We start from the raw sequence: 14,405 nt of genomic DNA on the forward strand, positions 1-14,405 counted from the left end.
AGTTCTTGCGCGGGTACGACAATCGGTGTGCCTGCCGAATTTGATCTCCGCAGGTGCAACGGGTGCGAAACGCCTGCCTGGCGGGGGTGTCGAAGATCGTCCGGAATGTCCGGATCTGCCGGGCCGGAGAGGAAATTCACGCCGCGAGGGTCTCAGGCGGGTGCGATCAACTCCGCCAGATGACGTGGCGAAGGTGATCCGTGCGCGAGCATGCGGTCGTGCCAGTCCCGCACGCTGGTGCCCGCCGGACGCGCCGCCGCGATCGCGGAGACCTCCGTGTAGCCGACGAAGTAGGTCGACAGCTGAGCCGCGCTCAACTGCGCGCGCCGCCATTTGCCCGCCGCCTCGCCCTCCTCCTGGAATCCGCGCCGCTGCATCAGATCCATCGCCTCGGCCTCGGACATGTCCGCGCAGTGCACGCCCTGATCCAGGATGGCGTTGATGGTCATCCGCAGATGGGATTTGAGCCGTTGCAGCCGCACCGGCAGGCCGCCGAATCCCCGCTCGGACATCAACTGTTCGGCGTAGACGGCCCAGCCCTCGATGAAAGTGCCGCTGGCGCACAGTCCGCGCGCGGCGGTGGACCCGCGGAACCGGCGGGCGTGGGCCAGTTGCAGATAGTGGCCCGGCATCGCCTCGTGCACGGTGAGATTGCGCATCATGTGGTCGTTGTATTCACGATAGAACGAGGCGACCCGCTCGGCGGTCCAGTCCTGCGGGGTCGGCGAGATGGCGAAAAATGTGGGCGCGCCGTCGGTTTCGAGCGCACCGGGGGAGTCGCAGTAGGCCACGGCCACCCCGCGAGCGAATTCCGGCATCTTCTGCACGACCAGCGGATCGTCGATCAGTGTCACCAGATCCTGTGCGGCGGTGAAGGTCTGGGCTTCCTGGAGAGCGGTGGTCGCGGTGGCCAGCACGGTCTCGTCGGTGGGATGCTCGGCGGCCAGGCGATCCAGCGCCGCGCGCACGGTCTCGTCGGTGGGATTCCCGACGCCCAGGAGTTCGCCTGCGGCGCTGCGGATCTCGTCCTGGACGTGGTCCAGATGCCGATGTGCCCGATCGAGTACCTGCGCGGCGCTCAACTCGGTGTCCAGGGTGTGCCACAGCGTGGCCTCCCAGAGCCGGCGGCCCAGGCGCGGGTCGCGCTCGCAGTGGTCGAGTCGTTCGGTGAGCCAGCCGGTGAATTCGGTGAGGGCGGTCGTGGCCGCGTCGGCGGCCGCGGCGATTCGCGCGCCCGGCACCTGCTCGGCCAGCACGGGGGTCTGCTCGCGGATCAGCGCGGACACCCCCGCGAACTGCGCGATCGCGGTCTCGACGTGGATTCTCGGGCAGTCCCGCAGCACGGCGCGGGCGGTGGCCAGGGCGTCGGGCAGGGCGGCCAGGCGTGCGGTGAGCAGTTCGAGACGTTGTTCGGGCGGTGCGAAGGGCCGTGCCAGCAATCCGTGCAACAGCGGTCCCGGATTGTGCGCCAGCGGATTCCACTCGTGTTCGCGCAATTCCCCGAGGGTGAAGATCCGCCGGTCCACCTCGTGCTGCAACAGTGCGTGATCGACCCGGTCCGATGCGCCGAGATCCTCGGCGTCCACCTCGGCGAGGATGTGCGAAGCCTCGCGTAACAGGGCCGTCTGCGCCCGAACCGCCTCCGGCGACAGATCCGGCAGGCGGTCGTCGGCCCGGTGGTCCCCGACGTACAGAGCGGTCACCGGATCGGCCCGGAGTATCGCGTCGATGATCCGCCCGGCCCGCGTTACGAAGCTCTCGGTCATGCGGTCACGCTACCCGGCACGCTCTGCCCGCACCGCGCGCGCGGCGGTGCGGGCAGCCTTGCGGCGCCGGTGATTCAGTACCAGTGATGGGCCTGCCAGAACGCCCACGCGCCGTCGGGGCCGCCGTATCGCTCGCACATGTAGGTGTAGGCCCAACGGATCTGGGTCGCGGGATTGACCTGCCAGTCCGCGCCGAACGGGGCCATCTTCTGCGGCGGCAGCGCCTGTCCCAGGCCGTATGCCCCCGACTTCGGGTTGATCGCGAAGACGTTCCACGAACTCTCGTTGGTGATGACGTTGTCGAAGGAGGGAAACTCGTTGGCCGGCACGATCATCCGGGCCAGTGTGCGCGGTGCGAAACCCATCACCGGCATCACCAGGCTCAGGCCCATACCCGCGAGATTCGGTCCGAGGGTCGAGGATCCGGTCCCGGAAGACCCCGCTGCGGAGGATCCCGCCGCGGAAGATCCCGCCGCCGAGGACCCTGCCGACGCCGATCCGGAGGCCCGGCTCGTCCGCGGCGCGGCGTCATCGCACAGGGCACGGCATTCCGCGCGCGCGGGAGGCGCTTGCCAGAGTGTCGCAAGCCCGATGGAAACGGCTGCGGCGCAGAGTAGTTCGGTGATGATCCGGCTGTGACGAGACGTTCCCTGCTTCGACATGTCGGAGCCCTCCACATCGACCTGCTGTGCTGACACGGGCGGGTTACGAAAGGAGCATGCTCAGCAAAGCACGAGTTCAGGACATTTGCGGCAAGGTTGTCGCACCGTATCCACACCGTTACAAGACCGTTCGGGAAGATACGGCGTGTTCCGTGCGCACCGCGCGTGGGATGTGTGGCGCGGGTGTGGATGTGCGAGTCAGGACAGGTAGCGGGCAAGTTGCGGCATTGCCTCGCGCGGATGGTCCGCGGTGACGCCCTGGGCGATCTCGGTGTACTGCCAGCCGTCGTGCGTGCGCAGCAGGATGCCCATGATCATGCCGGTGTGCGGCCCGCGCAACATCGTCTGCCAGGTGATCTGACTGCCGGACCGGCGGTCCAGCAGGCGGCAGAAGCCGTTCTGGATCTTGTCGAATGTCTGTCCGGTGTAACAGGTTACGAGCAGCGCGACGCCGTTGATCCGGCTCGGCAGCCGATCCAGGTCGAGGGTGATCGTCTCGTCGTCACCGGGGCCTTCGCCGGTGAGATTGTCGCCGTGCAGGCGCACCGCGCCGTCGCTGGAGTTCAGCCGGTCGTGGTAGACCGCCTCCACCAGTTGGTCGCCGCTGAACAGCAGTGCGGCCGCGTTCAGGTCGATATCGCTCTGTCGCGGGCCGAACAGCCGCCACTTCGGCGCATCCCAGCCCAGTCCCATCGCGATATTGTCCAGCGGTGCGCCGTCCGTGGCGCGCAACGGGATCGGCACGACCCGCCCCTTCCGTGCGGAACTCCCCGCATTCGAACCAATGATGCTGTCCCACTGTAGGTGCCGGTCGCCGGCACGGCCACGGCGACGAGGTCTCGCGATGAGCGCGATCCCGAAATGCATCCCTGGAGATGTAAGTATCGTCACTCCGGGGGACGGGGCGATGGGACGTGCACGGACCGGTGACGCCATCGGACGGACCGATCCGGCGGCGAGGCGCCGAGCCGAAGCCCGCTGCGGCTAGGCCGATCCGCACCGGTTACCCGCTGGTCACCTCGGATGATCGGGATGCTCACCCGTCGCTATCCGTAGCGAATTCCCAGGTGCGAGAGCATGATAGCTTCGGGCGCTCGCCGCCCGTTGTTGGGCTGGTGTTTCTGCTGCGGAAATTTCGGTAGTGCACAGCGCGACATAAATCTATCGTGATGTAATTCGCGGGTGAATCGGCGGCTCGACGGGCCTTCCGGCGCATTCGAAGTAGGTACCGTGGGAGTGATGTACGCCGGATGACAGCGATCGAACCCCTGGAGCAGGCCGCCCCTCTCGTGGGGCGTCGCACGGAGATCGAGCGGATCGCCGCGCTGATCGACCGGGTCGTGACCGATCGGGGCGGCGCTTTCGTGCTGATCGAGGGCGAACCCGGAATCGGGAAGACCTCGCTGCTGCACAGCGCCGTCGGCATGGCCGCCACGGCGGGGATGCGGGTTCTGCTCGGTGCGGCGACCGAGGCGGACCAGTCGATTCCCGGTGCGGCAATCGGTTCGTGCGTGGCACTGGGCGATCGGGACGGTGGCGCGGACGGGTATCGGCTGGGTTCGCTGTTCGAGGACGCCGACCCGCGACGTCCGGTCTCCGAGCTCGCCGCCACCGCCGCCATCTCGGATCTGCTGAGTCAGTGGTGCGCGGACGGACCGGTGGCCGTGCTGGTGGACGACATCCACTGGGCCGACGCGGCGAGTCTGTCGGTGCTGCGCTGGCTCGGCGTCGCGGTGGACAGCATGCCGCTGCTGGTCGTGGTGGCCATGCGTCCCTATCCGCTGGGGCCGGGCCTGCCGCGCCTGCTCTCGGAGTTCGACGCGGTCGGTGCGCGGCGAATGTCATTGGGGCCGTTGGCCGATGCGGACGTCACCCGGCTGGTCGAACGGTCCCTCGGCACGCCGCCCGGACCGCAACTGGACGCCCTGATCGCGGGCGCCGCCGGAAATCCGCTGTACCTCACCGATCTGCTGCACGGTCCGACCTCGGTCGAGCCCGGGGCCGGGCTCTCGGACGCATTGGCGGCGACGATCGCGCGCCGGCTGGACTTCCTGCCCGAATCGGCCCGGCACACCCTGGAGGTGGCCGCCGCGCTGACCCCGCGTATCGATCCGGTGAAACTGGCGGAGATCCTGGGGATCTCGCTGATCGATGTATGGAACGAGATCCGCACCGCGGTCGAGGCTCGCGTGCTGGTGCACGACGGTGACGAGTTGGTCTTCCGGCACGATCTGATTCGCCGGGTCCTCGCCGAACAGGTGTCCCCGTCGATCCGGGAGACGTTGCGTCGGCACGTCGAGGTGGCCGGGCTGCACCTGATGCGGATCGCCGAGCCCGCCGCGAGCGCGGGCGAGGCGGCGGGACGACCGACTCCGCCGACGGCCGCGGTGGATCGGGTGGCCGAACTCATCGCGGGCACGGTGGCCGCCGCAGCCGCGGAATCGCTGGTGGAGAGCCTGTCGGCGCCCAGCGACCCGACCACGGTCCGGTTGTTCCGCGGACTCGCCGACGGCGATGTGGACGTGGTCGCCGAGGCCGTGGCGGAATTCGCGCGCTCGGAGCGTCCCCGGTTCGCCGCACTGGCGGGGGAGAACCTGGCGGAGATGCTGGTTCGCAACGGCCGCACGGCGGAGGCGCGCACCGCGCTGGAGACGGCGGTGCGACGTTACGAGGAGCTCGACGCGGTACCGGAGACCGCCCGGGTGCAGGCTCGGCTGCGCGAACTGGGTGTGCGGCGTGGTGCGCGTGGTCCGCGGGGTCCGCACGGACGGCCCAAGACCGGCTGGGATGCGTTGACCGTGACCGAGGAGAAGGTCGCGGTGCAGGTGGCGCAGGGATGCTCCAATGCCGAGATCGCCGAGAAGATGTTCCTGTCCCGGCGAACCGTGCAGACGCACGTGTCGAACATCCTGTCCAAACTCGGCCTGCGTTCGCGCGTTCAGGTGGCGGTGGCGTACGCGCAGCCTCGATGAGGTGCGCTCACGCGATGTTCCGGTGCCCGGTGAAGGCGTGATCCAGCAGTTCGGTGAGTGCGCGCGTCACCGCGAGACGGGCGGTCTCGGTAGTGGATTCCCCTCCGGCGCGATCGTCGGTGAGGCGACCGGAACGTTCGGAGGTCTGCCCGTCGAGGCGGTGGAACAGTTCTCCCACATGACGTTCGGCGATCCGATCGCAGTCCGCGCGTAATCGTTCGATCAGTGCGAGCGCCTCGGCCGAACTCAGTCCGGCATCGACCAGGCGGGTGGCCGGATCGGCGGGCTGTGGAGCGGGACGGCGGATCGCGAGCGTCTTGCGGTCGTCCGGTGCGGGTCCGGCGTTCGCGGTCGGATCCGTCACCGGCTGCGGGCGGGTGACCGCGATCGTGGCCCGCTCGGCAGGTTGTCCGGGCACGCCCAGGACCTCGGCGAGCCCGTCACCGCGATCCCATGCCTCGAGCAGTTCGCGGATGCCGTTGAGCTTCATCCCGCGGCTGAGCAGGCGGCTGATGGTCTGCAGCCGGTGCAGATGTCCGGAGCCGTAATAGCCGATGCGACCACGCAATTCGGGAGAGGGCAGCAGACCACGCTCGTGATAGACCCGCACACTGCGCACGGTGGTATCCGCCACCCGCGCCAGCTCATCGATCGTGTATTCCGCCTGCACAGCCAGACCCCCTGGAAGCCCAACTCATCTCGATATGTACCGCGATACAACGGTGCCATGGTCAACGGTATGTCTCTGAAGACCGTAGGTCAATGTACCGTTAATTGACGGCACAATCTATTGCGGTTCGAGCTGTAGTGGGTTAGCGTTCGAGTACGGCGAGTTTCGCCGGTTCCGGGGACCGTTGATCGGCCCCGATGACGTCCCTTCCATGGACACGCCCGTCCCGTGGCGTGCCCTCGGCATCCTCGGAGACGGCTGTGACCACTTTCGAAACACCCGCACCCATAGCGGGATTGCATGCGCCGACGCGTGATTCGGCGTCCTCCTCCGCATTTCCGCCCGCGAGCGCGCGGCGACCGTCCTGTGCGGAGGGCCCCAACGACTGGGATCTGGACGTCGGCACGCCCGACTCCTGGCGTACTGCCGTCCAGATCTGCCAGGACTGCCCGCTGCTGAGTCAGTGCGCGGAATCGGCTCGTGCACTGACGGATCGGGGGATGGGCCCGCGGTCGATGATCTGGGCGGGCGTGGCCTACGACGCCAACGGACGGGTTCTGGAGAATCTGGATCGCCATCGGATCGCCGCCGTCGATCACAAGCCTCCGCTGCGGATCATCCGGCACAGCGAGCGCCCCCGGAACGCGGAGCGCGCGTCGGCCGTGCCCCGGCGGCATCTCGTGCTGGGCCGAGGTTTGCAGTCCACCGGTACCGCCTGCGGCTGACCTACTACATTGGCACCGCGAGTCGGCCTCCGGAGTACCGGATCGTCGCTCGCGGCAGCCGAATCCGTCCGTTCCCATCGAGGTGACAGCACAGTGTCAACACCCAGCACTATCATTCGAAGTCTGGTCCCGGCGCGAATGGACCGGTTGCCGTGGGCCAGATTCCACTGGCTCATCGTGGTCGGTCTCGGGGTGTCCTGGATCCTGGACGGGTTGGAGATCCAGATCGTCTCCAGCATGGGCTCGCTGCTGCAGAATCAGCACACCCTGCACCTGACCCACGGTGAGGTCGGTGCGATGGGCTCGTGGTACCTGGCCGGACAGGTGGTGGGCGCGCTGTTCTTCGGCCGGATCACCGACAAACTCGGCCGCAAGAAGCTGTTCATCCTGACTCTGGCGATCTATCTGATCGGCAGCGGGCTGGCCGGGTTCTCCTGGAATGTGATGTCGCTGTTCGTCTTCCGGTTCATCGCGGGCATGGGAATCGGCGGCGAGTACACCGCCATAAACTCCGCGATCGACGAGATCATGCCCTCGAAATACCGCGGCCGGGTGGATATCGCGATCAACGGAACCTACTGGGGCGGTGCGGCTCTGGGCGCCGCGGCCAGTCTGCTGCTGTACAACGAGCACTACGTGCCCGTCGAATGGGGTTGGCGCATCGGGTTCTTCATCGGCCCGGTGCTCGGATTCATCATCATCTTCCTGCGTCGCCAGATCCCGGAGAGCCCGCGGTGGCTGCTGACCCACGGCCGGGCCATGGAGGCCGAACGCACCGTGGACGAGATCGAGGAGCACGTGCGCAGCAGGGGAGTGGACCTGCCGCCGGTGGACCAGAGTCAAGCGCTCGAGATCGTCGAGCGCGATCGGGTGTCCTATCTGCAGATGGCGCGAATCTTCTTCGGCCGCTACCCGTCCCGGTCCTTCCTCGGATTCACCATGATGGTGACCCAGGCATTCCTCTACAACGCCATCTTCTTCACCGAGGCGCAGGTCCTGACCCACTTCTATCACGTGCCCGACGATCACACCGGGTACTATTTCTTCCCCTTCGCGATCGGCAATCTGATCGGCCCGATCGTGCTGGGACCACTGTTCGACAGCATCGGGCGTCGCAAGATGATCTGCGGGACGTACGTGCTCTCCGGTGTACTGCTCGCCTTGTCCGCCTGGGCATTCCACGCCGGGATCCTCAATGCCGCCACACAGACCGCGTTCTGGTGCGTCATCTTCTTCTTCGCCTCGGCGGGTGCGTCCTCGGCCTATCTCACGGTGAGCGAGATCTTCCCGCTGGAGCTGCGCGGCCAGGCCATCTCGTTCTTCTTCGCCATCTCCCAGGGTGCGGGCGGGGTGCTGGCGCCCTATCTGTTCAGCCTCCTGGTGGGCGGGGCCGACAATCCGAGTCTGGATCGGGTGCCGCTGGCGATCGGCTATCTCATCGGAGCAGCGGCGATGATCTTCGGCGGCCTGGTCGCCTGGTTCTTCGGTGTGGACGCCGAGGGGAAGTCCTTGGAGCACATCGCCGATCCGCTGTCCAAGGCGAATGCGGACGAGCTCGGGGAGTCCGGCCGAACGCGGGTCTGAGCAGAGCATTCCCGGGCCCGGTCGAGCGCGGTTGCGCTCGGCCGGGCCCGCTGGGTTCCCAGGACTGGGATTAATGTGCCGATGTTTGGCGGTACATTAGGTGGCGATATGATTTTCGTCACCTGAAAGGCCGTGTCATGACAGCCGTTCACCCGCCCAGGTCGACCACTCCGTCCGCAGGCCTACATCACGAGGACACCGGGTATCGCAAATCGCTGCGGCCCAGGCAGCTGCAGATGATCGCCATCGGCGGCGCAATCGGCACCGGACTGTTCCTGGGATCGGCGGATCGGCTCGAACATGCCGGGCCAGGACTGTTCCTGGTGTACGCGGTATGCGGCGTATTCGTCTTCTTCGTGCTGCGGGCCCTCGGTGAACTGGTCGCACACCGGCCGTCGTCGGGATCGTTCGTGTCCTACGCGCGCGAGTTCTACGGGGAGAAACTGGCTTTCGGCGTCGGCTGGATGTACTTCTTCCACTGGTGCATGACCGGCATCGTCGACATCACCGCCATCGCCACCTATGTGCACTACTGGGGCGTGACCGAGGTCATCCCGCAGTGGGCGATCGCGTTGGTGGCACTGGTGATCGTGGTCGGGTTCAACCTGATCTCGGTGCGCTGGTTCGGTGAACTGGAGTTCTGGGTCGCGCTGATCAAGGTCGTCGCCCTGGTCGCCTTCCTGGTCGTCGGCTCGATCATCCTCGGTGGCCGGTTCACCATCGGCGGCCAGCAGACCGGATTCGGTCTGCTGGCCGCGAACGGCGGGCTGTTCCCGGTCGGTGTGCTGCCGCTGGTCACCGTGACCACGGGTGTGGTGTTCGCTTACGCCGCAGTGGAATTGGTCGGCACCGCGGCGGGCGAGGCGGAACGTCCGGAGCAGGTCATGCCGCGCGCGATCAATACCGTGATCGCGCGGATCGCGCTGTTCTACGTCGGGTCCCTGGTGCTGCTGGGCCTGCTGCTGCCGTACGGCGATTTCGTGGGCGGCCAGAGTCCGTTCGTGACCTTCTTCGCCCGGCTCGGCGTGCACGGCGCGGGCAGCATCATGAACCTGGTCGTGCTGACCGCGGGCTTCTCCAGCCTGAACGCCGGGCTGTATTCGACCGGCCGCATTCTGCGCTCGATGTCGGTGAACGGCAGCGCACCGGCCCTGGGGGCGCGGATGTCCGGCTCGGGCGTGCCCTACGTCGGCATTCTCGCCACCGGCGCGATCGCGCTGATCGGCGTGGGCCTCAACGCCGTGGTGCCGGACAAGGCGTTCGAGATCGTGCTGAACATGTCGGCGCTGGGCACCATCACCGCGTGGTCGGTGATCGTGGCCTGCCAGCTGCGCCTGTGGCGGTGGAGCCGCAAGGGCCTGGCGCAGCGCCCGGCGTTCCGGCTGCCGGGTGCACCGTGGACCGGGGTGCTCACGCTGGTGTTCCTGCTCGCCGTGGTCGTGCTGATGGCGGTCAGCGACGACGTCGTGCAACGCGGCGCGGTGATCGCGGTCGTGGTGGTCATGCTGCCGGTGCTGACCACCGGCTGGCTGCTGGCCCGCAAACGGGCCGCCGATGTCGCGGCGACCTGGCGTGCGGTGAGCGCGCAGTCGCCGCACCTGCCCGAACCGCCTGCGCCCGAACCGGATTCGCAGGATCTGACGGTTGACGTGGTGGTCGAGTCCGACCGGACCTGAGCGTCCCGGGGACCGGGCCAACGCCCGGCAAGCATATTCCCACCGGAGGGAACAACTCCTCCACGACGATAGCGATGGCGGACCAGAATGAGAGCCCGACTCACCTATGGGTACGAAAGGTTCCCATGCCCGAGCACTCCGAGGCGCCCGACCAACCGCTGCCGCACCCGTGGGCCAATCGGCGCATGCGCGGAAGCGAGATGCCGCGTCGGTCGACGACTCATCCGTGGGCTACTCGGGGCCCCGTCCCGCCCGAGGGGCGGATACCGAATTCGGTCCTGTCGGAGCGGTTTTCGGCACAGCGCGCCCGTCCGGTGGCGCGCCGGCGCGACGAGGCCGAGTTCGAACTCGAACTGCTGGCCGAGTCCGATTCGGCCGCGGTCGAATCCGACCCCGAGGCCGACACCGGTGGTGGATCGGGCCGCAGCGCCCGGTCCCGGCCCAGTGTGCGCAAGTTGGGCGGCGGGCTGGTGGAGATGCCCAAGGTGACTCCACTCGATCCGCGTGCCGCGGTGCTGACCGATCCCGAAGTACACGAGATCAAACGATTCTGCTGGAAATGCGATGCGCCGGTCGGTCGCCGGACCACCGACGGCCCCGGTGAGATCAGCGGCACCTGCGCGGCCTGCGGATCACCGTTCAACTTCCGGCCCACGCTGGTGCCCGGCGAGTTGGTCGCCGGGCAGTACGAGGTCCAGGGCTGCCTCGCGCACGGCGGCCTGGGCTGGGTGTATCTGGCCGTGGACCGCAACGTCAGCGACCGCTGGGTGGTGCTCAAGGGGCTGCAGAATCCGCTCGACTTCGAGGCGCACGTGGTGGCGCTGGCCGAACGGCAGTTCCTCTCGGAGATGGCCTATCCGGGCATCGTCAAGATCCACAACTTCGTCAAGCACGCCTCCGTGGGCCGCGATATCGCGGCCGGATACATCGTCATGGAGTACGTCGGCGGTCGGTCGCTCAAGAAGATGCTCGATGTACTTGCCCCGCAGCGTATCCCGGTGGCCGAGGCGATCGCATATCTGATGGAGGTACTGCCCGCGCTGGACTACCTGCATTCGTTCGGCCTGGCCTACAACGATCTCAAACCGGACAACATCATGGTCAGCGAGGACGAGGTCAAACTCATCGACCTCGGCGCGGTCGCCGCACTCGATTCCTACGGAAGTATCTACGGCACACCGGGATACCAGGCGCCGGAGATCACCGAGACCGGGCCGACCGTGGCCGCGGACCTGTATTCGGTCGGTCGGACCCTGGCCGCGCTGATGCTCGATCTGCCGGTCGAACGGGACGGCAACCTGGCCCCGGTGATCCCCTCGCCGGAGCAGGAGCCGCTGCTGCGGCGGTACCCGGGATTGCACCGATTGCTCTGCCGGGCAACCGAACCCGATCCGCGCCGACGCTTCCCCTCGGCGTATGCGATGTACTGCCAGCTGGTCGGCGTGCTGCGGATGGTGCTGGCCGTGGACAGCGGTCGCGAACATCCCCAGGCGTCGGCCGAATTCGCCTCCATACTGGGCGATTTCGGTATCGACACGCTCATCGGACAGACCGATCGCGTGATCGACGGCACGCAGCGCATGCCCATGGTGGATGTGGCCGATGTGGTGGCCGCGCTTCCGGCGCCGCTGATCGACACCGAGGATCCCAGCGCCGAACTGCTGCTGCCGCTGCTGCGCGGTGACCCGCATCAGGTCCTGGACGCGTTGCGGCGCACCAGCGCTCGGATCGCGGCCGGGGTCGTGGCCGAGCCGGAATCCTTCGAACTCGAGGGTGCGCTGGCCGCGGCGCAGGCCCATATCGAGCTGGGGGATGTGGTCCAGGCTCGGGCGTTGCTCGACGAATTGGCCCCCCGTCACGCCGACGACTGGCGCATCGAATGGCATCTCGGTGTCGCCGCGCTGCTGGACGGCGATTTCGAGCTGGGCTACCGGCATTTCGACACCGTGCACTCGATGGTCCCCGGTGAGATCGCTCCGCCGCTGGCGCTGGCCGCCGCCGCGGAGCTGATGCTGCAGCATCTCGACGAACCGGGCGATCCCGACCGGCTGCACGATGCCGCGATGGAGCACTACCGCACGGTGTGGCGCACCAATCACGGCGTGGTCAGCGCCGCGTTCGGGCTGGCCAGGCGGCTGGCCGCGGACGGCGAGCTGCTCGAGGCGGTCGCGGTGCTGGACGAGGTGCCCGCCGCGTCACGGCATCACGCCATCGCCCAGATGACCGGATCGCTGCTACTGGTCTCGCGGCCGACCGCCGAGATCACCGAGCGAGACCTCGACACCGCGGCCGCGCGCCTGACGGCCCTGCCGGACGACCCGCGGACCCTGCAGTTGAAGGTGATCGTGGTGGGTGCGGCGGTGGAGTGGTTGCGCGCCGGCGCTCAGCCCGCGCGGCTGCAGAGCATCCTCGGATTCCCGGTCACCCCTACCGGTTTGCGGCAGGGACTGGAATCGAGTCTGCGCGCACTGGCCCAGATCGCGCCCGACCGATGGCACCGGTATCGGCTCATCGATCTGGCCAATCAGGTGCGTCCGCGCAGCTGGTGGTGACCGCCGACGGCGGCGATACCCACCCGCGAAGATACCCACGGGTATTTCGGTGTGGTTTCCTTTATGTATGGCGAGTGCGGAGTACACGATCGATGAGCTCGCGCGGGCGGCGGGGACGACGGTGCGCAGTCTTCGCGTGTATCACGAACGCGGCGTGCTGCCCTCCCCGGAGGTCCGTGGCAGAACGGGGTTCTACGGGCCCGAACATCTGAATCGGGTGGCCACCATCAGCCGGTTGCTGGATCGCGGGATCAAGCTCAACGGCATCCGCGAGCTGCTCGAGGCATGGGATCGGGGTGACGATCTCGGTGACATCCTGGGCGTGATCGAGCCGGACGCGTCGCCGGAGATCGAACCGTCGTCCGATGACACGATCGCCGCCACCGAACTCGCGGAGCGGTACAGCAACGTCTCGCACGGTCTGGCCCGCGTGGTCGGCCTGGGGTTGTACGAGCCGGTGGACGCGGCGACCTATCGGGTGGTCGATGCGAAGCTGGTGCGGGTGGTCGAGCAGTTGACCGGCATCGGGCTGCCGGCCGAGGAGATTCTCGCCGACCTGGAGAAGATGCGCACCGACTGCGACCGCATCGCGCGGCGGGTGGTGGAGATGTTCCAGCGCACCGCCTGGCCGCAGTATCAGGAGTCCGGGCGCGGCCCGGATGACCTGGCGCACTTGACCGATCAGCTCACCGCGACGCGCGCGGTCGCCGTGCAGACCGCCACGGAGCTGGTCGAGCGGTCCATCACCAAATATCTGGACGGCGACACCGAGCTGACCGAAGTGCTCGCCGAGGGCTGAGTCCGACCCGTCTGCGCCCGGCGGATCGCGCCGCGCTGGGCGTCACCGCGCGGGCGTGCCCGCGTATCTCACATCGTCGCGAAGTTCCCAGCGGTGGAAAGGTTGCAAGTTTAATGTGCCGTTGTCTAGCGGTACATTAAACGGGTGATAAGCACTGCTCGTGAGATCGACGTCGCCGGGCAGCCCTTCTTATAAGACGTCGACGGACGGTACCAAGATGAATGTCTCGAAGCTCAACGGTGTTCAGCGAAATCCCTTCGGTTCGCGTTTCCTGACCTGCGTCGCGGTCGCGGTCGCGGTGTCGATCGGTTCGGCGGGCCTGGCAGGTGCGGCTCCCGGATCGGGCGGCGGCGGCCACAGCAGCGGCGGCGGGCACTCGAGTCCGGCCGGTACGTCGCACTCCGGCGCGAGCTCGCCGGGATCACACAACAGCGGGACGCCCAGCGTCCACTCGGGGCCGTCCTACTCGGGGCCGTCCCACTCGTCCCCGTCGCTCTCGTCCCCTTTGCAGCATTCCGCGCCCGCGCAGTCGGCCCCCGCGAATTCGCTCTCGAATCCGACCGGTCCCGCGCAGTCGGCCCCGCATCACAGCGAGCAGTCGAACGTGATCCCGAACATCACCCTGCCGCACCGGTCGAATCCCGACGGGAGTCAGAACTCGGTTCCGGCCCCGGCGGCGGATCTGCAGCGGTCCCTGCCGGTTCCGGCGCCCGGCTCGGCCTTCAATCAGTGGCTGCGGGACGGCGCGATGCTCTGGAACATCATGGCTCCGCCGGTGCAGCCGGATCCGCAGAACAGCGTGGCGCCCAACAACAGCCACGGCGGCTGCAACGCCACCCGCCCGCAGTGCGGCTGACGACCGAGAACGCTTCCCGGAACTGGGAATCGGCTGTGGATGTGCCGATGGTGTTTGACGGTACGGTGTCGGCAACATAGTTTCGATTTCAACAGTTGGTTGCGACGGGTCCGTGCAGCGCACGGCACCCTCGCCCCCGAAAC

The 14,405-nt window shown here is 67.6% G+C and carries 11 protein-coding genes; 7 read left to right on the top strand and 4 right to left on the bottom strand.

Translation table 11 applies throughout. The features are described 5' to 3' along the window. Positions 1–152: 152 nt before the first annotated feature. The 3 genes from ON40_RS46995 to ON40_RS47005 form a co-directional block, all read right to left on the bottom strand. The gene (locus ON40_RS46995) at positions 153–1,766 is read right to left on the bottom strand and encodes a DUF885 domain-containing protein (RefSeq protein WP_040832522.1); all 1,614 of its coding nucleotides are present in this window, start codon (positions 1,764–1,766) and stop codon (positions 153–155) included. Positions 1,767–1,840: 74 nt separating this feature from the next. Continuing rightward, positions 1,841–2,158: an aggregation-promoting factor C-terminal-like domain-containing protein gene (locus tag ON40_RS47000; RefSeq protein WP_051194636.1), complete on the bottom strand. Its 318-nt coding sequence runs from the start codon at positions 2,156–2,158 to the stop codon at positions 1,841–1,843. A gap of 468 nt (positions 2,159–2,626) precedes the next feature. After that, the gene (locus ON40_RS47005) at positions 2,627–3,172 is read right to left on the bottom strand and encodes a TerD family protein (protein WP_051194637.1); all 546 of its coding nucleotides are present in this window, start codon (positions 3,170–3,172) and stop codon (positions 2,627–2,629) included. A 506-nt stretch (positions 3,173–3,678) separates the two neighbouring features. Here ON40_RS47005 and ON40_RS47010 point away from each other — a divergent pair. Next, the gene (locus tag ON40_RS47010; protein ID WP_040832523.1) at positions 3,679–5,400 is read left to right on the top strand and encodes a helix-turn-helix transcriptional regulator; all 1,722 of its coding nucleotides are present in this window, start codon (positions 3,679–3,681) and stop codon (positions 5,398–5,400) included. A 7-nt stretch (positions 5,401–5,407) separates the two neighbouring features. Here ON40_RS47010 and ON40_RS47015 read toward each other — a convergent pair whose 3' ends face one another. Continuing rightward, positions 5,408–6,070: a MerR family transcriptional regulator gene (locus ON40_RS47015; RefSeq protein ID WP_245568301.1), complete on the bottom strand. Its 663-nt coding sequence runs from the start codon at positions 6,068–6,070 to the stop codon at positions 5,408–5,410. 260 nt (positions 6,071–6,330) lie between these two features. Here ON40_RS47015 and ON40_RS47020 point away from each other — a divergent pair, with 260 nt between their 5' ends. The 6 genes from ON40_RS47020 to ON40_RS47045 all read left to right on the top strand — a co-directional run bounded on the left by ON40_RS47020 (position 6,331) and on the right by ON40_RS47045 (position 14,262). Then, entirely contained in the window at positions 6,331–6,795 is a 465-nt protein-coding gene (locus ON40_RS47020) for a hypothetical protein (RefSeq protein WP_157186842.1), read from the top strand. Between the two features lie 93 nt (positions 6,796–6,888). Continuing rightward, positions 6,889–8,379, top strand: coding sequence for an MFS transporter (locus tag ON40_RS47025; RefSeq protein ID WP_040832526.1), 1,491 nt, complete (start codon positions 6,889–6,891; stop codon positions 8,377–8,379). A gap of 137 nt (positions 8,380–8,516) precedes the next feature. After that, positions 8,517–10,055, top strand: a complete 1,539-nt coding sequence (locus tag ON40_RS47030) for an amino acid permease (protein ID WP_051194639.1) — start codon at positions 8,517–8,519, stop codon at positions 10,053–10,055. A 125-nt stretch (positions 10,056–10,180) separates the two neighbouring features. Continuing rightward, positions 10,181–12,607, top strand: a complete 2,427-nt coding sequence (locus ON40_RS47035; RefSeq protein ID WP_040832527.1) for a serine/threonine-protein kinase — start codon at positions 10,181–10,183, stop codon at positions 12,605–12,607. A 67-nt stretch (positions 12,608–12,674) separates the two neighbouring features. Beyond that, the gene (locus ON40_RS47040; protein WP_040832528.1) at positions 12,675–13,406 is read left to right on the top strand and encodes a MerR family transcriptional regulator; all 732 of its coding nucleotides are present in this window, start codon (positions 12,675–12,677) and stop codon (positions 13,404–13,406) included. 217 nt (positions 13,407–13,623) lie between these two features. Then, complete coding sequence (locus ON40_RS47045) at positions 13,624–14,262, top strand: hypothetical protein (protein WP_040832529.1); 639 nt, start codon at positions 13,624–13,626, stop codon at positions 14,260–14,262. Positions 14,263–14,405 lie beyond the last annotated feature (143 nt).

Origin of the sequence: Nocardia jiangxiensis NBRC 101359 (assembly GCF_000308615.1) — a bacterium.
Lineage (GTDB): Bacteria > Actinomycetota > Actinomycetes > Mycobacteriales > Mycobacteriaceae > Nocardia > Nocardia jiangxiensis.

Coding starts and splice junctions, on each gene's coding strand:
- ON40_RS46995 (WP_040832522.1), bottom strand. CDS start 1,766: ATGACCGAGAGCTTCGTAACGCGGGCCGGGCGGATCATCGACGCGATA.
- ON40_RS47040 (WP_040832528.1), top strand. CDS start 12,675: ATGGCGAGTGCGGAGTACACGATCGATGAGCTCGCGCGGGCGGCGGGG.
- ON40_RS47000 (WP_051194636.1), bottom strand. CDS start 2,158: ATGGGCCTGAGCCTGGTGATGCCGGTGATGGGTTTCGCACCGCGCACA.
- ON40_RS47030 (WP_051194639.1), top strand. CDS start 8,517: ATGACAGCCGTTCACCCGCCCAGGTCGACCACTCCGTCCGCAGGCCTA.
- ON40_RS47010 (WP_040832523.1), top strand. CDS start 3,679: ATGACAGCGATCGAACCCCTGGAGCAGGCCGCCCCTCTCGTGGGGCGT.
- ON40_RS47035 (WP_040832527.1), top strand. CDS start 10,181: ATGCCCGAGCACTCCGAGGCGCCCGACCAACCGCTGCCGCACCCGTGG.
- ON40_RS47045 (WP_040832529.1), top strand. CDS start 13,624: ATGAATGTCTCGAAGCTCAACGGTGTTCAGCGAAATCCCTTCGGTTCG.